The organism is Flavobacterium chungbukense, assembly GCF_020805785.1.
In the GTDB taxonomy this organism is placed as follows: domain Bacteria; phylum Bacteroidota; class Bacteroidia; order Flavobacteriales; family Flavobacteriaceae; genus Flavobacterium; species Flavobacterium chungbukense.
In genome coordinates, this window is record NZ_JAJGZV010000003.1 from 522,119 (window position 1) to 545,145 (window position 23,027).

8 protein-coding genes are annotated in these 23,027 nt (G+C 35.3%); all 8 read left to right on the forward strand.

The window, feature by feature from the left end; translation table 11 throughout:
* Window positions 1-75: 75 nt before the first annotated feature.
* The 8 genes from LL966_RS12600 to LL966_RS12635 all read left to right on the forward strand — a co-directional run bounded on the left by LL966_RS12600 (window position 76) and on the right by LL966_RS12635 (window position 22,925).
* Complete coding sequence (locus tag LL966_RS12600; RefSeq protein ID WP_229353672.1) at window positions 76-16,107, forward strand: T9SS type B sorting domain-containing protein; 16,032 nt, start codon at window positions 76-78, stop codon at window positions 16,105-16,107.
* A gap of 43 nt (window positions 16,108-16,150) precedes the next feature.
* Window positions 16,151-17,131 carry a PorP/SprF family type IX secretion system membrane protein gene (locus LL966_RS12605; protein ID WP_229353673.1) on the forward strand — a complete coding sequence of 327 codons (981 nt, stop codon included), beginning with the start codon at window positions 16,151-16,153 and terminating at the stop codon, window positions 17,129-17,131.
* Between the two features lie 145 nt (window positions 17,132-17,276).
* Window positions 17,277-18,368 (forward strand): sensor histidine kinase, encoded by a 1,092-nt coding sequence (locus tag LL966_RS12610; RefSeq protein WP_229353675.1) that lies wholly within the window; start codon window positions 17,277-17,279, stop codon window positions 18,366-18,368.
* The gene (locus tag LL966_RS12615) at window positions 18,365-19,054 is read left to right on the forward strand and encodes a LytR/AlgR family response regulator transcription factor (protein ID WP_229353676.1); all 690 of its coding nucleotides are present in this window, start codon (window positions 18,365-18,367) and stop codon (window positions 19,052-19,054) included. Before LL966_RS12610 ends, LL966_RS12615 begins: the two co-directional genes overlap by 4 nt.
* Window positions 19,055-19,482: 428 nt before the next feature.
* Entirely contained in the window at window positions 19,483-20,247 is a 765-nt protein-coding gene (locus LL966_RS12620) for a dioxygenase family protein (protein ID WP_229353677.1), read from the forward strand.
* Between the two features lie 22 nt (window positions 20,248-20,269).
* Window positions 20,270-20,974: a pirin family protein gene (locus LL966_RS12625; RefSeq protein WP_229353679.1), complete on the forward strand. Its 705-nt coding sequence runs from the start codon at window positions 20,270-20,272 to the stop codon at window positions 20,972-20,974.
* Entirely contained in the window at window positions 20,971-21,474 is a 504-nt protein-coding gene (locus LL966_RS12630) for a hypothetical protein (protein ID WP_229353680.1), read from the forward strand. Before LL966_RS12625 ends, LL966_RS12630 begins: the two co-directional genes overlap by 4 nt.
* 263 nt (window positions 21,475-21,737) lie before the next feature.
* Window positions 21,738-22,925: a phosphoglycerate kinase gene (locus LL966_RS12635; RefSeq protein WP_229353682.1), complete on the forward strand. Its 1,188-nt coding sequence runs from the start codon at window positions 21,738-21,740 to the stop codon at window positions 22,923-22,925.
* The last annotated feature ends 102 nt before the right edge of the window (window positions 22,926-23,027 follow it).

Genomic DNA, 23,027 nt, shown 5'->3' on the forward strand with positions numbered 1-23,027 from the left:
AAATGTTATCAAAAACAAATGCTTTTATAGACTAATGCCCCTTAGCTATAAGATAGAAGTAACAAAAAAATGATTATGAAAAAACCTACTACTTTAAGAACGCTGATTTTTGCTTTAGCTTTGCTATTCAATTTTGTCACTTATGCACAAAATGGAATTGCATTTAATTCTAAGCCTAATCTGAGTTCAAATGAGAATTTATTCTTAAAAACAAATAGTCAGTTTGAGAATCAATTTAATTTAACTACTCGTGATGATGTAGCAAAAAAAACAGTTGCACCTTTAACGAACCCAGTGATTCCATATGCACAATTGCCTTACGCTGGACAAGTGTCGCAATGTCCGAACGATGGTAAATTACTTCCAAAATTATTTTTGTGTGGTGGAAATGATTCACGACTGATTGATACAAAAATAACAGATGCGCAATCTATCATTTGGGAAAGATTTGTTTCTGGAGGAAGTTGTGTAACGGTTTCAAATAGCGATTGTGCAAATGAAACTGCGGCATCTACATGCTGGAATCAAGTAGGTACTGGAAAAGATTATCTTGCAAATTCAGCAGGACAATTCCGTGTTAGAATAATTGACGCAACTGGAACTCCGTATATTTTCTATTTTAATGTTTATCAAAATACTTTAATACCCACAGCCACCACAAAAAGCGATATTATAAGAAATAGCGCAGGAACTTGTCAACTTAATGGTAAAATTACCGTTGGTGGTTTTGCACCTGGATACGAATATAGTTTTACAACAACAGGTTCTTCAGGTTCATGGCAAGACAGTAATGTTTTTACAACAAGTACTCCTGGCAATTATACTGCTTATATAAGAATAAAAGGAGTTGTAGGTTCATGTGAGTTTAAAGTTATTAACCTTGAAATAAAAAATGTAAGTTTTGCGGTAACCACTTCTATTGCTTCTCCAAAATGTAGTGGAGCTACAGGTAGTGTACAAGTAATTACAAATGATATTAATCAGGAGTATACTTATACAATATATAGTGGAACAAATACAAACGGGGCATATTTGAATCAGGTGGGTCCGACAGAAAATCCAACTGTAACTTTTAATGGGTTATCTTCTGGAACTTATACAATATTAACTTCTGTAAGAGGTTCTTCTTGTGCACCTGAAAAAAATACCATTACTATTGCTACGGCGCCTAATCCAATAACGTCAGGAGCAAGTATAACTACAGCATTACAAGCATGTAGTTCAGGTCAAATCACAATTACTAGAAGTGGAGGAACAGCTCCTTATAAATATTTTGTAAATACTAACGGTGCTGGTTTTGCAGAAAACCCAACAAATATTATTGTAGTAACACAACCAGGAAGTTATGTGATTCGTGTAGAAGATGCTAACGGTTGTAGCGCTGCTAATAATGTTACAGTTAATGTCCCTGCGGTTACCAAGCCAATTTATCAGATTAATAAGATAGATGGGGATTGTTTAGGAAATGTAGGTAAAATTTCACTTAACGTAACTAACAGTAACACATACAATCTTATAGAGTATAGTATTGATAATGGAGCTAATTTTTCACCTAGTACAACAGTATTCGATATTCCAAATGAAGGTAGTTACCGAGTAGTTGTACGATATAGAAAAAATGTTGGTGGTAATGGTTCTTTCTGTACTGAACCTGCAAGCATAATAACTGTCGGTCCATCTGTGGCTTTGACAGCTTCAGCTGGTGTTGGTGAATTATCTGGTTGTGGTCCTGTTGGAAAAGAACTTTATGGATTGGTAAGAATTATAAATCCTCAAGGGGGAACTCCTTTTCCAGGAGCATCTCCTTATCAATATAGTTTCGATGGTAAAGCATCATGGACAAATAATAATTCTCAATACATGAATTATGGTGGACCTTACACGGTTTATATAAAAGATGCTGCCGGATGTGAATATGCCATGGGTGGAATTACTATTGATAAAAAACCAGATCCTCCAACGATAAAAGTCTTAGATCCTGTTTTTAATTGCGACGGATCGGCTACAACTACAGTAACAGTTACAAATAGCGGTTCTGGAGATCCAAAATACGCTTATGATTATTATATGGATGGTGTTTTAAATACATCTATTCCAACAAACGTTTTCAGGAACGTAACGCAAGGTGATCATACCGTAACAGTAAAATATAACGTATTAAAAGTTTCTACTTACAGTAACTTATTGCAGGAAGATTTTGGAAAAGGTGGTTTTACTACAACTCCAGGAATTAATCCTGCATATTGCTACGAAGATGAAGCATTTACGCATCTTTTGCCAGGATATGCATGTAATAGAGATGAATGGATTAATGATGGAGAATATGCAGTTGCAAGTAAGATTAGAACAAGATTTAATAATTCTTGGATAGTTGCAAAAGACCATACTACTCCAACAGATGCACTTGGAAGGTTTCTTGTGGTAAACGTAGGTGGAACTGCAGGTATCGGTGGTATTTTATATAGCAAACCGATTAAAGATGTTATTGAAAACCAAGATGTAATAATTTCATTATGGGCTGAAAATTTAATTGTTAAGACATCAACTACACATGATGATCCAAAATTAACGATTCAGTTAGTTAATAACTTAAATGGAGTTGGCGGTACTGAAACAATCGTTGCAACAACTGATACTGCAAATCCTTGGGTTGTTCCTAAATCAGAAAAGTGGGAATATAAAGAGTTGATGTTAAATCCAGGAGCATACAAAAACCTGAGTTTTGTTATTCGTTCTTATAGTAACCAGTTCAATGGTAATGATGTACTTATCGATGATATTTGGGTACGTCAAATTCCAAAATCATGTAATACAGTTGCTGATTTTCCTATTTATGTTGATGGAAGTAAAGCTTTCTCTGCTGGTATAACTGGATTTAAAAATATACAATGTAGTGGACAACAAAATGGAGAAATTACATTATCTGCCAAAAATTTTGATCCGGCAAAAGGATTTCAATATTTTGTGGCCGGAGATCCAGCAGGTTGGAGAACTTACATTCCAGTTCCTGCAGCTTCTAGTGGAAGTATAACTTTAAATAATCTACAAGCGGGTACTTATAATATTCAGATTCGCTACGATAATTCTGCTAATAGCTGTACTTTTCCATTAGCTCAGGAAATCAAAATGCCTAAAGAGTTAAAGGTTAGAGCTTGGGTAGATCAAGTTGCTACATGCGAAATAGGAGCTACTATAAAAGCAGAGGCAAGTGATGGAACCCCAGGTTATGAATACGAATTAAGAGAGAGTGATGGTGTAACAGTTGTAAAACCTTTTCAGTCGTCAGGAGAATTTTTAGATATCAAAAAAGTTGGCAACTACAAAGTTATAGCGAGAGATTTAAATTCATGTCAGACAGCTGTTCTGGCATCTGTAGATGTTGTTGCTGCAGTTCCTCCTCAGATTGCATTTGATACTTCAAACTTATGCTTTAATAGTTCGGCTGAAATAATAGTGAGAATTACTGGTGGAGTTGGGAAATATACTTATACAACACAATTTAATGGTGGTACTGAAAGTGCTCCTAGTGCACCTTTTGACGGTCCAACTTTTACTTATGTAGCTAATTCATCTGGTTCTTACATTTTTAAGGTTAAAGATAGTTATGGTTGTGAGTCAGATCCTAAGACTCAAGTTATAAATGAGAAATTAACTGTTGAGGTTCCTGTTACAACAGGTCTAAGCTGTAATGTTGCTCCAAACAACAGAGCAGTAATTACAGGTACTGTTTCTGGTGGAAAAGGACCTTTTGTTGTTACATTGGCTTCAGGAAATACTACTGGTACTTTAGTACAACCTACTGCAACAGGAAATACATTTACTTATGCAACTGCAGTAGCAGGAGATTATACTTTTAGAGTTACAGATTCAGGAAATTGTTCTGTGACTAGTGTTAAAGCTACAGTCGCTCCTTTAACTGCGATTGTTTTAAATTCAGATAATAAAAACCCAAAATGTGTGGGAGCAGCTACAGGAAGTGTAGAATTATTGCCATCTGGAGGTGCGGGAGAATTTACTTATAGTAGAGATAATATTACATTTAATGGTAATTCAGTTATCAATGGATTGGCTGCAGGAGCTTATACTTTTTATGTAAAAGACAAGAATAAGTGTGTACAAAGTATCAATGTAACGTTGACAAATCCGCCAGCAGTTACAGCTACAGCTAATTTCCCAGCAAACACTAATTGTAGTTCATCTGTTGTTGTTACCGTTACAGGCGGTGGCGGAACAGGTACTTTAGGATATAGTTTTAACGGAAGTACAACTTATACAGGAGTAAATACGTTAACGGTAAATCTTACCTCTTCAACTCAAGTTATTACATATTCAGTAAAAGATGCAAATGATTGTACCGTTACAAAAACAATAACAGTACCAGCATATAATCCACCAGCAGGAATCACATTCAGTACTCCAGCAGCAATTACATGCGAAACTGGTAAAACAACAACTAGCGTAACTTTAACTCCAACAGTTGGAGGAGTTGCGCCATTTACTTATTTAATGACTTCTGGAACTGGATCGGGAGCTTCTAATACTACTGGAGTTTTCTCTGGATTAACTGCAGGAGCTTACACTTTCGAACTTACAGATGCAAATGGTTGTAAAACAACAGGAGGTATTACTATTGACGGTGCACCGACTATTGCAGTATCAGGTAAAAAGACAGATATTAAGTGTGTTGGACAAACAAACGGTACAGCAACTTTTACTGTTACAGGAGCAAGTTCAGTTGGTAATTTTACGTATGTACTAACTCCAGCTTCTGGTACAGTTACTGTAGTAAATGATGAAGTTAGAGTTACTGGCTTAGGCGTAGGAACATATAAATTACAGGTTAGAGATAGATCTACAAACTGTCTTTCTAATGAAACATCAGTTACGATAAATCAAGCAATAGCAATTACAATTACAGCTGCAACGGCTTCTAATGTAAATTGTGGAAATTCTATTTCAAACATTGTGGTTACTGCTACTGGCGGTGTACCAAACTATAAATATGCTTACGTATTGAGAGGTGCAGGAATGCCAGCGGCTTCTGCTTTCTCAGATACAAATACAACAATTAATACAGGTGCAACACAATCTAATTTATTGTGGGATGTGTATGTAATGGATCAAAATGATTGTACAGCAGGGCCATTTAATTTAGATATTCTGAGAGAGGCTTCTCCATCTGTAAAATCTCCGGCTCCAGCAACATTCTGTTTCAAAGCACCTTCGACAACAACAAAAGATCTTAGAACATTCTTTAATCTTGGAACAGGTACACATACTTATACTGTAAATACAGTAGCAGTTACTAATCCAGCGGCTTATAACATTACAGCAAGCGGTACTTATACTATTGTTGTAAGAGATGCTAATGGATGTACTGCAACAGCAACGTATATCGTTAATCCAGAATTGACGATTTTAGCAACGAGAGTAAAAGATTTAACTTGTGATAATGATGCAGAAATTACTTTTACTGCTAATGGCGGTTCAAACACTTATTCTACTTACGAAGTACAATTTAATGGTGCTGGAGCTTGGAATCCGGTAACATCACCATTTACTACGGCAAATTCTGGTACGTACCAATTTAGAGTTACGGATAATGCAGGTTGTCAAGGGTTATCAAACATAATTACAATTACGCCAAAAACTACACCGTCATTTTCACATAATGAAAAACAGCCAACTTGTATTGGCGCTGCTGATGGTGAAATTAATATTACGAATCCAACAGGATTACAACCGTTTACTTATTTAATTAGAAACGGAGCGACAACAGTTTCGACAACAGCAACTGCTAATAATTTGCAAGCTGGAGTTTATACTGTTCTTTTAACAGATGCAAAAGGTTGTACTTTCTCAACTTCAATTACATTGAGTGATCCAGTTGCGTTAAGTGCTACAGTACAATCTACACCTTTAGCATGTAATACAGATAATACAACAAAACAAGCAACGATTACTGTGACGAATCCAGATGGAGGATCTGGTGGTTATGAATATAGTTTTAACGGAGGAGCTTTTGCTGCTACAAATACTTACAGTACTACGGCATTATCGGTAACTGTAGTAATGAGAGATAGCAATAAGTGTACTCAGTCTTTAGGGACACAAACTTTTGATGCTTTAAACGGTCCAACAATTACAAATGTAAATGGTTCTCTTATTACATGTAAAACAGGAGAATCTACTAGTAATGTAGACATAACAGTAAGTAACGGAGTTGGATCTTTAGCTTATGTAATTGTTTCTGGTCCAACAACAACGAATACAACTGGAGCTACAGACGGAAAATTCAAAGGATTACCTGCTGGAAATTATGTTTTCAAAGTGACAGATACAAATGGTTGTAGCGATGTAGAACATTATGAAGTTAAACCATTAGTAAGTATTGCAGCTACATTGGCATCTCAAAATAATGTTGCTTGTAATGCTGGGGCTACAGGTTCTGCATCTATCACAGTTTCTGCATATTCAACTACTTATACTGCGGTATTAACGGCAGGAACAGGAACAGTAAATATAACTGGAAGCACTGTAAATGTAACAGGTTTAGTAGCGGGATCTTATACTTTAACAGTAACAGATGATGTTACAGATTGTTTCAAAGATGTAAACTTTACGATTACTCAACCAACGGTTGTAACATTGACATTAGGATCAAATAAAAATGCGAATTGTGATCAACCTTTATCGAAAGTTTCAGTTACAGCTGGAGGAGGAAAATTACCTTACAGCTATGCTTTCAGAAGCACAACAGGAAATCCTGCAACAGGTGATTATGTTTTAAATGCAAATACAGCAGATTTAGATCCAGCAATTACAACTTGGTATGCTTGGGTAAAAGATGCAAATGGTTGTGAGCAATCATTGCAAATTACGATTGCTAAAGATCCAGATGCAGTTGTAAATCTTCCTGCACAGCAATGTTTTACAGGAACACCATTTGATATAGTTCTTTCTGGAACAGGGACAGGAACTTTAACGTATACAGTAAATGGTGCAGTTGCAACTAGCCCTTTTACAATTAGAGCTGCTGGAACTTACAAATTAGGTGTAAGAGATGCTAACGGCTGTACTAATTTTAAAGATTATGTTGTAGAGAAACAAATATTTGCTAGTGCGCTTCCAGATAAAGATCTTACTTGTTCTACACCTATGGGTTCTGTAATTACAGTAACTATCATAAATGGAACAGCGCCATTTAGTTACCAAGCCTATGATGGAACGACAACAGTTGGTTCATTAGTTACAGGTATAGCAACGAATACTTTTACGGAAACTTTTACAACTCCAGGAAATTATAATTTTGTAGTTACAGATGCTAATGGATGTCCTGTGAGAACAAATGGAGTATTGTTAACAGCAACAGGTACTGTTCTTGCAAATGCGTCTATTATTGATGCAAACTGTAATAATAGCAGTGATGGTTCAGTAACATTTAATCCAAGTGGTGGTAAAGCGCCTTATAGAATTAGTTTTGATGGAAGTCCATTGGATTATAATACTTCTTTTGGAGGTTTAGCGGCTGGAACTTACAGTTATACTATTGAAGACGCTAGAGGTTGCCAAGATGTTAATACAATAACAATCAATGAGCCAAGTGCAATTGTAGGGACATATCTTCCGCTTGATATTAAATGTGATGCGAATGTGCCAGGATCTATAGAAGTTACTGCTGTAGCAAATGGTGTAGCTCCATTTATTTATTCTTTATACGATAAAACAGGTGCAGCAATTCACACAAGTACAGCGACTAATAATAGAACATATTTGTTTCCAAATAATTTAGTATTTGGAGATTATACCGTATCGATTGTAGATATTAATGGATGTCAAACAGTAAGTCCAAAATTAAGAATATCGACAGAACCGCGTCTTAAGTTTTTACCAGTTGTTATAACAGGTACTTGCTCTGCTGGTGCTACTGTAGATTTATTCTTGGATCCAACTTTCCCAAGTGCTCCAAATTATATCTATTCAATAGTTGGGGATCCGAGTTCTGTTTCTCTTCCAACTTCAAATACAACATATCAGTTTACAGGATTGAATTTTGGTCAAACCTACTTTTTCCAAGTTCAAGATAATAATGCGTGTGTATCTGTTTTAGAGGTTGCAATTCCTAAATTGTCAAGTATTGATATTACGGCTATTTCTACAACGAATGTTACTTGTAACAGTACGCCAGCACTTTCAAACGGTACTGTAAATGCTACTGCTTCTAATTATAGTTCTGGGGCGACACATTTACGTTTTGAAGTTGTAGATCAATTTTCAAATACATCTTTTGTACCACCAATTGCATTTAATGTACCTACTAACTATCCTAACCCAGTAAGCTATGGTTTTGCTAGTTTACCAGTAGGTTCTTATACTTTAGTGGTTAAAGAAATTGGAGGTACGGAATGTTCTACTTCAACGACATTTGAAATAAAACAACCAGTACAGCCAGTAAGTGTAAGTGTTGTAAGTCAAACCAAAGATAATTGTAACGCAGATGCTCGTGTAACCGTGAAAGGAACTGGAGGAACAGGAACTTATCAATATACATTCGTTGCTGATGGAGATCCAGAACCAACTACTGGTTATTCTTCAACAAATCCGTTAGTTATTAATTACGAAGCTGGTGCAGATTGGGATATTTGGGTAAAAGATGCTAATGGATGTACTGCTAAAGTTGATGTGACTATTGACAAAGATTTGGCCCCAACTTTAAAAGTTGGTCCAGCAGTACCATGTTTTACAGGAATTGCATTTACAGTAGACTTAAGCCAATATTTTGATGTAACTGTTGGTACTCCAATTTATACATTAGACGGAGTAGATTTAACTACTTCAACGGCCACTATATCAGCGGCTAAAACATATACAATTGGTGTAAGAGATGCTAATGGATGTACATCAACTGCGCCTTATGTGGTAAGAGAGGTATTAAGCCTTTCTGTAACAGATAAAAAAGAATTGGATTGTAAGTCACCAGCTCCAAACGGAGGTGTAACAGTGCAAGCTGATGGTGGAATTACAACTCCTGGTAGTTACACATACACAATCACAGCAGGACCAACAGTAAATACTACTGGTGCAAGCGATGGTAAATTTACAGATTTAGCTGCCGGTACTTATACTTTCCAAGTTAGCGACGGAACTTGTACTGCAACAACAACAGCTACAATTGATGCTTTAACTCCAATTATTCCAAGTAGAATTGTTGGTACACCTTTATGTGTTGGCGAGGCTGCAAACGTGGAGATTACCGCAACAGGCGGAAAAGGCGCTTATACTTACGGAAAAGGTGCTGTTCCTACATTGCCTACACAAACGAATAATATTTTCACGCAGACAGCTGCAGAAGGAACAGTAACGTATTATGTTAAAGACAGCAACGACTGTGTTGAAACAATCGATGTTATAGTTACAGATCCAACACCTTTAGTAGTTACAAGTATTGATAGAATACAAATGCTTTGCGGTGGCGGAAATCTTCCAACAACGGCTAGAATTACCGTAAATGCTACTGGTGGTGCAGGAGGATTTGAGTATAGTTTCGATAATGGAAGTACATTCAGAGCTGATAACTTTTTAGAAACAACAACTGCGGATACCTACAATGTTGTAGTTAAAGATGCTAATGGTTGTACTGTAGCAATACCAGCAGTTATCGATGCATTAGATCCACCAGTTATCACTGTTATTACTAATTCTCAAATGACTTGTCCAGGATTAGTAAGTGATGTAACAATTACTACTTCAAATGGTATTGGTACCAAAACATTTATGATTGTTTCAGGTCCCGTAACGACTAACCATACAGGAGATGCAACAGGTATTTATACAGGATTACCTGCTGGAGATTATGTATTTAGAGTTACAGATGCTAATAACTGTACAGATGAAGATTTATTTACTGTACCAGCATTGCCAACTTTACAAATGCAAGAACAAGTTACTGCAAATGTAGATTGTATCGGAAATGCAACAGGTAGCGCAACATTTACAGCAAGTGATTTCACGGCTTCTGGAGGAGCATTTACTTATAATATAGTAACAACTCCAGCATCATTAGCTTTCAATCATAGTAAAACAGGAGATGTTGTTACTTTAACTGATATGGTAAGTGGACACTATGAAGTAACATTTACAGATAATACAACACTTTGTACGGTAACTAAATCAGTAGATATTTCTCAGCCAGCAACGGCTTTATCAATAACTGCTACAGCAAGTGATGTACATTGTAATGAACCTATTTCTCAACTTACAATGAGTCCAGTAGGAGGAACGCCAACATATAGATATTCTATTGTACAAAGTGGTCAAGGAGTTGGAGCTTATTCTACAAAAACTTCTATTGATACTACTACATTGACAAATGGTGTAGCAACTCCAAATGGTTTAGGAATGACTTGGTCAGTAGATGTTCACATCATCGATTCAAATAATTGTACTGCAATGACAACAGTAACAATTACTAAACAAGATTTACCTACAGTTACAGCTCCAACTTTGGCAAGTAACCAATGTACAGCTGTTGGAAATTATACTTTCACAGCTACAGGTACTGGTGTTGGACCATTGAGTTTCAGTATTGATGGTACAGATTATTTTGAAAGCACAGGAACAACGTACGAATTTACAGTACCAGCTCCTATAGTAGCTTCACAAGCTTATACGGTTACTGTTAAAGATGCAAATGGTTGTACTTCGACAAGTACAACTTCAACAACAGTTTATAAACCGTTAACTTTCAGTGTAGTTCAAGATAAAGATATTACTTGTGTTCCTCTTCCTACAACTTCAACTACAACTACAGCTGCTCAATTTACATTGACTGCTGCAGATGGAAATCCAGGTTACACTTTTGCAGTGAATATCAACAACGGAGTATTTAACAATATTACTTCTCCTTATACAACTAGCGTGATTGGAACTTATGTATTCAGAGTTACTGATAGTAATAATTGCCAGGTTGAAAGCGACGTAATTACTATAAACCCTCCTGTAAATCCTGCATTTACAACATTTAAAGCTGACGTAAAATGTAATGGAGGTAGCACAGGAACAATCAAAGTAACGCCTTCAGGAGGTGTTGGTCCTTATACTTTCGCTTTAAGCGGAGCTACACCTGCAAATAATACTGGAGATGCTTCAGGATTATATACTGGCTTAGCTGCGGGTTCTTACACAATTGTGGTTACAGATAGCTACGGCTGTACATCTGGAGTTACACCTCCAATTGAAATTAATGAGCCATCAATATTAACAGCTAGTGCTGATTTCCCTGTAAATACTACATGTAGCAATACTACAGTAATTACAGTTTTAGGAGGCGGAGGTACACCAATTACAGGAAATGCTTTAGGTTACTTATTTAGTTTTGATAATGGTGTGTCTTATGATGCAGGAAATACAATTTCAATTGATGATAATGGATCTGTACAAACAATCTGGTATTCTGTTAAAGATGCAAATGGTTGTACAACGGCGCCTCAATCAATTGATGTTAATCCATTAAACAAGCCAAATAAATTAGATTTTAATGCTACATTAATAACTTGTAATCCAGGTGAAAATGTTAGTACAGTTGAGGTTACAGCAAGAAATGGTGTTGGTGCGCTAGAATTTAGCATTATTGCAACGAATACAGCAACTTCTCCAGCATTATTTGGACCGATAACAACTCCAAGTTCTGCAGTTCCAGCAAGTTTCCCAGGATTAATTCCAGGTAATTATACTTTCCAAGTGAAAGATGCCAACGGTTGTACATTCCAAGATGTTTACACAGTAAAAGAACTTGTAAATATTGCTGTTGATGGAAATCTAGATAATGGAGTAGCTTGTAAAGGCGAAGAAAACGGAAAAGTAACATTTAAAGTTTCTGGATTCAATACAGGATTTAGCCATACAATTACTGGAGTTAACGCACCAGGAGTTGTAACGCCAGTAGGAACAGATACTTTTGTGTTGACTAATTTAGCGACAGGTGATTATACTATTAATGTAACAGATAACGTAACAAATTGTACGGCTACAGTTACAGTAAATGTTCCTGAACCTGAAACATTAACAGTAGATTACATACCACTTAAAAATGCAAACTGTACAGAAGGATTCAAAATCAAAGCAACTGCTCATGATGGAACTCCTGATTACATGTATGCTTTCGTTAAAGCGGGTGATCCAGTAGTTTACGATGTATTTGATACAGCAGTTCTAGATCCAGCATTTACATGGGTATTATGGGCTAAAGATTCACATGGTTGTGAGGCTTCTTCTCCAATCAATATCATTGTAGATTCCTTACCTGCTATAACTGCGGTGACACCAACACATTGTGCTACAGCAACAGGTTATGAAATTACTGTAACAGCTTCTGGATTTACTTCAGACTTAGAATATAGTTTAGACAAAAATACTTGGCAGCTTAATAACAATGTTTTAGTAGTTACTTCACCAGGCGATTACACAGTATATGTTAGAGATGCTAATCTATGTGTGGTAGAAGCTCCGGTTACTATCTTAACACCGTTACAATTGCAATATGAATTAACTACATCTCCAATTTGTAATGGAAACCAAGGAGTAGTTACATTATTGCCTTCGGGAGGTACAGTAACACCTAGTTATGAGTTTAGCCAAGATGGTACTAATTTTGGTCCATCTGCAGTGTTTAACAATTTAACTCCTGGTAACTATATCTTTACAGTTAGAGATACAGGAACAGGATGTACAAAAACTGTTGATGTCACTATTGATATACCGAATACTGCGATTGATTTAACTCTAGAACCAACTCCAGTAGTTTGTAATGGAGGAAGTACAGGATCAATTACAGTAAGATTGGCACCTTCAACAGCGACAGTAAATAACAATCCAGTTTATACTTATTCGATTAATCCATCTCCAATGGGAATGGTATTAGTTGGTAACGTATTTACAAACCTTCCTCAAGGTACTTATACAGTTACAGTAACTTCTGGAAAAGGATGTCCGGTTGATCAAACTACAATAGTAACCGAGCCGCCAATTATAATAGTATCAGATGTAGTTGTAGCAGATTACGGATGTACAGCTGGTAACAAAGAGAATAATGCGACAATTACAGTAAACATGCCAACAGGTGGTTCTGGAAATTATACCGTGTATGAATTCTTGAGAAATGGAAACCCTGTAGCAGTTCAAAGAGGAGATAGCCCTGTTTTCACTGAATCAGATTTATTAGGAGGAAGCTACGTAATTAATGTATATGACGACAAAGGATGCGTAGGAACTACAACAGCAACAATCAATCCGTTTATTGCTATTGATTTTGCTAATCCTGCTATAACAATTACAAGACCAATTACTTGTATCAATAGAGAAGATATTCAGGTTAATGTTACATTTACTGGTGGTCCAGCTGTACCTCTTCAGTATACAATAGTAGCTGCAACTAGTAATGCTGTGGCTTATCCTTCAGTAACAAATGCTAACGGTCAGTTTACAGATTTAACGGTTGGAACTTATACAATTACTGTAACAAACACTGTTACTGGATGTATATTAAAAACAATTCATTACGTAGACGAACCAAACACATTTGATATTGTAGCACAAAATACTAAAAATGTTTCTTGTTATGGAACAGCGACAGGAAGTGTTGATTTGACTTTTGTTGATAATAAGGTTGATCCAACAGATGACGCGGGAATTTTTGATTATACAATTACAGGACCAGTTAACCTAAGTGGAAGATCATCTGGTACGACAATTAATATTCCAAATTTACCTGAGGGAGTTTATCAAGTTACTGCTACTTTAGTAGGAACGCCAACTTGTCAAGTTGAAACAGGTTTCACAATAGAACAGCCATTATCAGCATTACAGATTGCTGAGGCACATACGCCAATTTCTTGTGATCCTGCTAACGATGGAACAATTACGGCAAGCGCTCATGGCGGATGGACAAACGGCGACTATCAATATGAATTGGTAGGACCGATAAGTATGCCATATTCGACTCAATCATACTTTGAAAACCTAACTGCGGGTGTTTATACTATAAATGTAATGGATGTGAATGGTTGCGTAGAAACAACTACTGTAACACTTAAAGTTCCAGATCCAATTGTATTTACGGCTAATGCAACAGTAGGTGTTTTACAATGTAATGGAGAGGCCACGGGAGAAATTACTGTAGATCTTCCAACCGGAGGTCAGGAAAGTAATTATTCATATATTTTGAACTACTTAACTAGTGACCCAATTGTTTCTACTGATGCGCAAACTAGTCCTGTTTTCTCTGGTCTGCCAGCAGGTAGATACTCTGTGACAGTAATTGATGGAATTAATTGTGTTTCTCAGCCTAGCGCGGAAATAGAAATATCTGAGCCATCAAAAGTGACAGCAGCATTAGTTCTTGCAACAAGAGTAACTTGTAAAACAGATGCAACATTAACACTAAGTGCAGAGGGCGGAGACGGCGGACCATATGAATATAGCGTAGATCAAAATTTCACAACTATTGCTGGTTCATTCGGAACATCTGTGACATTCCCTGTAGGTTTAGGAGATCACCAATATTATGTTAGAGATTCTAAAGGATGTGTTGGTATTGTTTCTAATAACATAACAGTTTACCCAATTACACCATTAGATTTAAAAATTGATTTATCTAATGCTGAGGTATATTGTAAAGGAAGTGCAACAGCAATAATTGATGCGACAGCAACAGGAGGTTTAGGAAACTATTCATATACATTATTGAACGATGCTGGAATTATTTTTAGACCAGCACAACCAGAAGGATATTTTGATCTGCTTCCTAAAGGAGTTTATGTAGTTCGTGTTGATAGCGGTGATTGTCAATATGATTCTGCTACCATCACAATTGATGAACCAAGTACGTCATTATCTGTAATACCTACAGTAACAGATGCAACTTGTTTTGGTGCTAATGATGGTAAAATAGAAATCACTGCAACTGGAGGTACAGGTGTTATTAAATATGCAATTTCACCAAACTTAGCTTTGTTTGATGATAAATTTGTTTTCGATCGTTTAACACCAGGTGTATACGAAGTATTGGTTCAAGATGAAAATTCTTGTTTTGAGCATTTAACTCTTACAGTTAATGAACCGGCTGTTTTAGAAGGTAAAGTGGTTGGTCCTATCACGCAAGAAATTTGTGATGGAGATAATGATGGATCATTCACTATTCAAGTATCAGGAGGTAGACCGCCATACACTGTTAGCCTTGATAACGAAAATGGTACATATTTACCAGTTGATGCTGCGAATCAGTATACTTTCACTAACCTAAAAGGAGGTGAGCATAATGTATTTATTAAAGATGCGACATGTCTTATTAGTGTTGGAGTAATTATGGATAAAGCCGTAATTCTTAATCCAACTGCTGAGGTAACGTATGACTGTGTTAATAACGCTCAAGCCAATATGGTTGTCGTAACGATTGATGCTTCTAATACAAACCCTGCAGATGTTGATTACTCTTTAGATGATAACGGAACATTCCAGCCTAGCAACATCTTTACAAATGTGTCTCCTGGACCTCACTTCATCGTTGCAAGACATACTAACGATTGTAGAAAACAAACAGTACCGTTTACTATTGATGCTGTTGCAGAAGTTGGTTTAGTAGATGTAACAAGTGCAAGTAAAGACATCAATGTTCTAGAAGTGAAAGCTTTTGGAGGAATTGCTCCTTATCAGTACAGTTTCAACGGAGAGCCATTCTCATCATCTAATACTTATAGAATCTATAAAACTGGTGATTATCCAGTAACAGTAAGAGATAAAAATGGTTGTGAGGCAACAATAATTGTTCATGGTATTTTCTATGACTTCTGTATGCCGAACTATTTCACACCAAACGGAACGGGTTCAAATACATCAATTGGTCCTGACTGTGGTGCATTAGCATACAAACAATTAACATTCGATATTTTCGACAGATACGGTAGAGTAGTAGCGAAATACCGCGTTGGTCAGAAATGGGATGGTAAATACAATGGTAATGAATTGCCAACAGGTGATTACTGGTACGTTCTTAAGTTAAATGACCCGAAAGATCCAAGAGAGTTTGTTGGACACTTTACTTTATACAGATAACAAAATTATAGCCCCAATGATGTTATCTAAAAAAATTAATACAATGAAAAAGTTTATTCTATCCCTAGTACTCATGGCTGTAACAACAAGTTACAGCCAAGAGTTAAACCTACCAGTGTTTACTCAGTATTTAGCTGATAACCCTTTTATTCTTTCGCCTGCTTATGCCGGTATTGGAGATAATCTTCGTATTAGAGCCAACGGTCTTACGCAGTGGGTCGGAATTAAAGATGCACCAGATAACCAATCATTGTATGCCGATTTTCGTGTTTTAGACCGTTCAGGTGTTGGTTTGTCATTGTACAATGATAGCAACGGAAATACAAGACAAACTGGAGCAAAGGTTTCGTTTGCGCATCACCTTATTTTAGATTATTATTCAGAGCAATATTTATCATTTGGTATTTCGTATAACTTCAATAGCTTTCGTTTAGAAACGGGTAATTTTATTGGAGATGTAAATGCTCCCGGCGGACCGATAGATCCAACGGTAACAGACAACAGACAAACATCAAACAACAACTTTGATATTAGTGCATTGTACCGTTATAAAGGTTTTTATTTGAGTTTTAATGCGAACAACGTTTTAAAGAAAAACTTGACTAAGGAAAGAACCAACGAACCAGATTTACTTTCAAACTTTCAGGTTTATTCTGGATTTACTTTCAAAGACGGCGAAAACAGACGTATAGAATACGAACCATCGGTTTTCTTGCAGTATTTTGCGAGTGACTCACGTTCTACAACCGATTTCAACTTTAAATACAGACGTTACAACCGTTACGAAGATTATTATTGGATTGGAGTTTCATATCGTTTCTTAAACGATCAATTTCCAAAACCATTAGCAGCAGGACCGATGGCTGGTTTCATGAAATCAAAATTCTATTTTGCTTATTCTTACCAGATGATGTTTAACGGACTTGGAAGTTACAATTCAGGAACACATTCCATCACCATTGGATTCGATTTCTTACAATCTATCAGTAACTGTCCTTGTACGCAGAGTCCAGTTCACGATTAATATAACGCTCGAAAGAGCACTATTTTTAAAGCGAGCCGCAACATTAGGTGTTTTTACCGCAATAATTTGAAATAAACTTCTAATAATATTAAATTTGAAAAGATATCCTTTTGTTTTTCAAAAGAGTATAAATCAAATTTGATTCATGAAAGCAAAATTTTCACTTTATGCGAAACACATAGTTTTGTGCCTCGCTTTTTTATTTTTGCCGTATGCATTTACGTCAACAAATAACGTTTTTTCATTACCGGATTTGTATACAAACGCACATGATCGAATTTACTTGTTCATTTATTTCACACTGCTTTCTTTCTTTTATTTCAATTATTATTATTTAATTCCAAAACTGTACTTCTCAGATAAAAAGTTTTTATATTACTTAATTATCATTGTTTTTCTATTATTCTTTCTCTGGATTTCAACTGTTTTAGATCACCCAAGCCGCAATTTTTTAGATTTTGAATACCATTCTGGAAAGTTTCCAGTTCATCCAAAACCATTTGATGCAAGATTTCCTCCGCCTCCGCACGGAGATCATCCAATGGCTTTTGAATTTAACGGCGGACCACCAACACAATACGGACATACAACTTTAGTATATTTAATAGGCGTAATATCTAGTTTACTCTTTGCTATTACAGGAAGATTGCAAAGTGTAGAAAAAGAAAAAGTAAAATCAGAACTGGCTTTTCTTAAAGCACAAATCAATCCGCATTTTTTGTTTAATACGCTAAACAGTATTTACGCATTGGCGTTAAAAAAAGACGATAAAACTCCAGATGCAGTGGTTCAGTTGTCTGAGTTAATGCGTTACATTATGACGAATTCCAATGATGAGGTTATCGAATTAAGCAAAGAAATGAATTACATTAATAATTATATTTCATTGCAGAAAACACGTTTAGGAAATACGGTAAACATTATTTATTCTGTAATTGGACATACTTCTGGTAAAGCCATAACACCTCTTATCCTGATTTCTTTTATCGAAAATGCATTTAAATACGGAGTCAATCCTGATCAGACTTCAGAAATTTATATTAAAATTGATATTGAAGAAGAAATACTAACTTTATACGTTTCTAATAAAAAGACATTTTCTGTTCAGTCAGATTCCGGAATTGGACTTCAAAATACAATTGAAAGACTGAAGCTGGTTTATCCTAATAAACATGCTTTAATGATTGAAGATTCTGCAGAAAAATATATTGTAAATTTGAGTATTAAAATACGATGATAAAAGCGATAGCATTAGATGACGAGCCATTGGCATTAGAAATTCTTCAAAGTTTATGTGATACGATTGAATACATACAACTGGAGAAAACGTTTACAAAGTCTGATGAAGCATTCAAATATTTAAAAAAATACCCAGTAGACTTATTGTTTTTGGATATCAATATGCCATCAATTTCAGGATTGGATTTTTATAAAAAACTGCCTCACAAAACAATGGTGATTTTTACAACCGCTTATTCCGAATTTGCTGTTGAAGGTTTTACATTAAGCGCAACAGATTATTTGCTCAAACCCATTTCACTTTCAAGATTCCAACAAGCGACTGAAAAAGCCTATTCGCAATGGAAACTACAAAATCAAAACATAGAACAGCAGTATCTTTTTATCCGTGCCGATTACAGTCTTATTAAAATTCTATTTTCAGATATACTGTTTATAGAAGGATTAGACGATTATCTAAAAATTCACATCCAAAACCAAAAAACGGTTGTGGCCCGCATGACATTGAAGGCAATTCTTCAAAAGCTGCCAGAAACAGAATTTGTGCGTGTGCATCGTTCATTTATAATTCCGGTTTCAAAAGTTTCGAAAATTAGAAACAAAATCATTTTTATAGATCAGACAGAAATTCCAATAAGTGCCAGTTACGAAGAAGCTTTCTTTGCTCTTTTGGATGGAAAGTGATATAATATCGATTATATATTTAATCTAGCTTTTCAATATTAAACAATCTTTTTTGTTTTATTTCTTTTTGTTAAGCTTCTGAGAAGCTAAATATTTATAGAAATCGTTTGATTATCAATATTAAAGCTCCAGCGGAGCGACATCTTTTTTTACAATTATTGTAGATTTCGCTCCTCTGGAGCTCTTTTACATTAAAACAATTTAATTGCTGTAAATATTTCGCTTCTCCGAAGCATATTACCAACAATACAAAGAAAAAACGAAAATATTTTTTAACTGAATTTTATTACAAAAAAATAAATTTTACCAGTTTACCGCATAAATAATATCGTTTACCTCAAACTTTTTACATCGCCTCAATTTCCAATAATTTTACTTCAAAATAGCTGTTAATCATTTAATTGAATAACATTTAAAAAAGCAAAAAAATGGAAAGAAAAGAATTTTTAAGAGGTTTGGGTTTAGTAGGCATTGGTACTTTGGCAATTCCAATCATAAACTCATGCAGCAAAGATGATGATACATCAGATTCTTCAGTAGGAACCAATTCTGGTTCTGACACAGGTTCAAGTTCTGGTTCAGGGTCATCTTCAGGAAGCTGTTCCGTTACACCATCAGAAACAGCAGGACCGTTTCCAACTATTACACCATCATCTTTAGTAAAATCAAATATAGTGATGGATAGAACAGGCGTGGCTTTTACTATTAAAATCACAATTAAAAACACCAAAGCAAGTTGTGCTGCGCTAAAAGATGCTATTGTAGATATCTGGCATTGCGACAAAGATGGTTATTATTCAGAATACGGTGGAACCTCGATGCAATCTGTAAATTACACGTCTTATCACTTTTTGAGAGGAAGACAAACTACAGACGAAAACGGATTAGTTACTTTCACGTCTATTTTTCCAGGATGGTATTCTGGTCGCGCAACTCATATTCACGTTCATATTTATAACGCGAGCGGAACTTCATTATTGGTAACACAAATTGCGTTCCCAGAAGGAACAAATAGTGCCGTTGCAACAGTAAACGCATCAACTGCAAATGGTTACACAAAAGGATTGTCTGGTTATACTTATAATGCTTCAGATAATGTGTTTTCAGATTCAGTGGCTAACGAATTAGGAGCCGTTACCGGAAGTTTGAGTGAAGGTTATGTTTTAACGCATACCATCAACGTATCAAGTTAGTTCTCTTAAAAATTATTTTACCATGATAGCGCAGATTCCAGCACAAATTTATAAGTCAGATTCAAGAGGCATTTTCAATTCAGAAAAGCACAATTGTTTTGCCACTTTTAATTTTGAACAATATCAAGATTTATCAAGAAATGCATTTGGATCATTAAAGATTTTGAACGAAGTCATACTTGCTCCGCAGCAGCGTATTACTAGATGGATAAAATCGAATACAAATGTGATTATTCTGCCTTTGTTTGGCGCAATAGAATACAAAGATAGCATTGGTAATGATGAGTTTCTGTGTATAGATCAAATTCGTGTTCTCGCAGCGGATGATGACCTCACAGTTGAAATTTTTAATCCGTACGAAAATGAAAACGTGAGTTATTTGGAAATTGAATTTGATATGGGAAGACAATATTTCAAAAACTATTTTCAACAATATAAATTCGATTTTAGCTCACATAATAAACTTCATTCTTTATTTGAAGTCGAAAGAGCTTTAGGATTTATCGGATTTTATGATGGAAGAAAAGAAGGAACATTTACGTTGAGAAATTCCAAAAACGGACTTTTCGTATTTGTGCTCAATGGAGCTTTTGAAATAGAAAACAGACTCTTAGAAGCCAAAGATGGATTAGCTTTAAAAGAAACAGAAAAAATCGAATGGGAAGCTCTTTCAGAAAATGCAATTCTAATGATGATTGAAGTTCCATTAAAAGCACTTAATTCATGAAGATTACTAAAATAAAGCTAGCATATCGCATTGTAATCGATAAATCGTCTTCATTTCTATGGGATAAATATGTCTTTGAAGATACTTTTAAAGAATATCAAATGCAGAGTCAGCAGTTCAATTCAGCTGCAAATTCGAAGAATACTTTTAGAGAATTACTGAGCGAAAACGAAAAAGCCAATCAACTGCATTTCTTAACCGGAATTGCCGCAAGCGGTTATGTAGAGCAGTTAAAAGGCAACTTTCATCGCGTTGCAGACGTGTTGGGAAACAACTATTTCCCATTTGTCAACTATCAGTTAGATATCATAAACACAGACATAACAGATTCGTCAAAACATAAAATCGGCATCACTTTTTATTCGCCTTTATTACATTATTTCGGAATTATCGAAGGAAACTATTTGGTTTCTAAAAACATTGAAAACAAAAACGAATATGAAACTCTTATGTTTCCCGTTCAGCATAATTTATCTATCTGTTATATTCAGACAGAATAGTAATTGAACCTCCAAAAACAAAAAATAATCTATTTCATTTTTTACCTTTTCTGTTTTTCTGTTGACAGAAAAGGTTTTTTTATGTAAGAGAATATAGAATCTCTATCCAAAAATTGCTTTTAATCTTAAATAAATCAATTTTTTTGTAAATTTATAACGTTTTCGTTCTTTTTATGGCTTCTTTTTTAGTTTATCCGAATTTATTAGAAGTCTAAAAGTCTTATATTTGTTTTTCTTTCTAAAAAAACTAAAAAATATCAAAGATGAAAACTTTAAACGATTTCGATTTTAAAAATAAAAAAGCAATTATCCGTGTAGACTTTAATGTGCCGTTGGATGAGAATTTTAATGTAACTGATACGACACGTATTGAAGCAGCTAAACCTACAATTGATGCTATCTTAGCACAAGGCGGAAGCGTAATTTTAATGTCGCATTTAGGAAGACCAAAAGGAGCAGAAGAGAAATATTCTCTAAAACATATTTTAAGTACAGCTTCTGATATTTTAGGAGTTCCAGTAAAATTTGCTGAAAACTGCGTTGGAGAAGCAGCTCAAGCAGCAGCAAAAGATTTAAAACCAGGTGAAGTTTTATTATTAGAAAATTTACGTTTTCATGCTGAAGAAGAAGCTGGAGATGTAGCTTTCGCTAAAGAATTAGCTTCTCTTGGAGATATTTATGTAAACGATGCATTTGGTACTGCTCACAGAGCGCACGCTTCGACTACAATTATCGCACAATTTTTTCCAAACGATAAAACTTTTGGAACATTATTAGCTAAAGAAATTGAAAGTTTAAATAAAGTACTAAAAAACAGCGAAAAACCTGTAACTGCGGTTCTTGGTGGTTCTAAAGTTTCTTCAAAAATTACGGTTATCGAAAATATCTTAGATAAAGTAGATCACATGATTATTGGTGGAGGAATGACATTTACTTTCATTAAAGCGCAAGGTGGAAAAATCGGTGAGTCTATCTGTGAAGATGACAAATTAGATTTAGCTTTAGAAATCTTAAGATTAGCAAAAGAAAAAGGAGTACAAGTTCATATTCCAGTTGATGTTATTGCTGCTGACGATTTCTCAAACACTGCAAATACTCAGGTTGTTGATGTAACTGCAATTCCTGACGGATGGCAAGGTTTAGATGCAGGTCCAAAATCTTTAGAAAACTTCAAAAAAGTAATTTTAGAGTCAAAAACAATTCTTTGGAATGGTCCATTAGGTGTCTTTGAAATGGAAACTTTCTCTAAAGGAACAATCGCTTTAGGAGATTATATTGCAGAAGCGACAGAAAATGGAGCATTTTCATTAGTTGGAGGTGGAGATTCTGTTGCGGCTGTAAAACAGTTCGGATTTGAAGATAAAATGAGCTATGTTTCTACTGGTGGTGGGGCAATGCTAGAAATGTTAGAGGGAAGAATTTTACCTGGAATTCAAGCGATTTTAGACTAAAATATCACAATTAACATTTTTTTAATTAGTTTTCTTCGATAAAGAACTTATTTTTGCAAAAGTACACTTCTTGTAATTATTTGAATTACAGAATTTTAAAAA

Bases quoted from the DNA above. Each gene is read 5' to 3' on its own strand.
- LL966_RS12600 (WP_229353672.1), top strand. From the start codon at position 76: ATGAAAAAACCTACTACTTTAAGAACGCTGATTTTTGCTTTAGCTTTG.
- LL966_RS12605 (WP_229353673.1), top strand. From the start codon at position 16,151: ATGAAAAAGTTTATTCTATCCCTAGTACTCATGGCTGTAACAACAAGT.
- LL966_RS12610 (WP_229353675.1), top strand. From the start codon at position 17,277: ATGAAAGCAAAATTTTCACTTTATGCGAAACACATAGTTTTGTGCCTC.
- LL966_RS12615 (WP_229353676.1), top strand. From the start codon at position 18,365: ATGATAAAAGCGATAGCATTAGATGACGAGCCATTGGCATTAGAAATT.
- LL966_RS12620 (WP_229353677.1), top strand. From the start codon at position 19,483: ATGGAAAGAAAAGAATTTTTAAGAGGTTTGGGTTTAGTAGGCATTGGT.
- LL966_RS12625 (WP_229353679.1), top strand. From the start codon at position 20,270: ATGATAGCGCAGATTCCAGCACAAATTTATAAGTCAGATTCAAGAGGC.
- LL966_RS12630 (WP_229353680.1), top strand. From the start codon at position 20,971: ATGAAGATTACTAAAATAAAGCTAGCATATCGCATTGTAATCGATAAA.
- LL966_RS12635 (WP_229353682.1), top strand. From the start codon at position 21,738: ATGAAAACTTTAAACGATTTCGATTTTAAAAATAAAAAAGCAATTATC.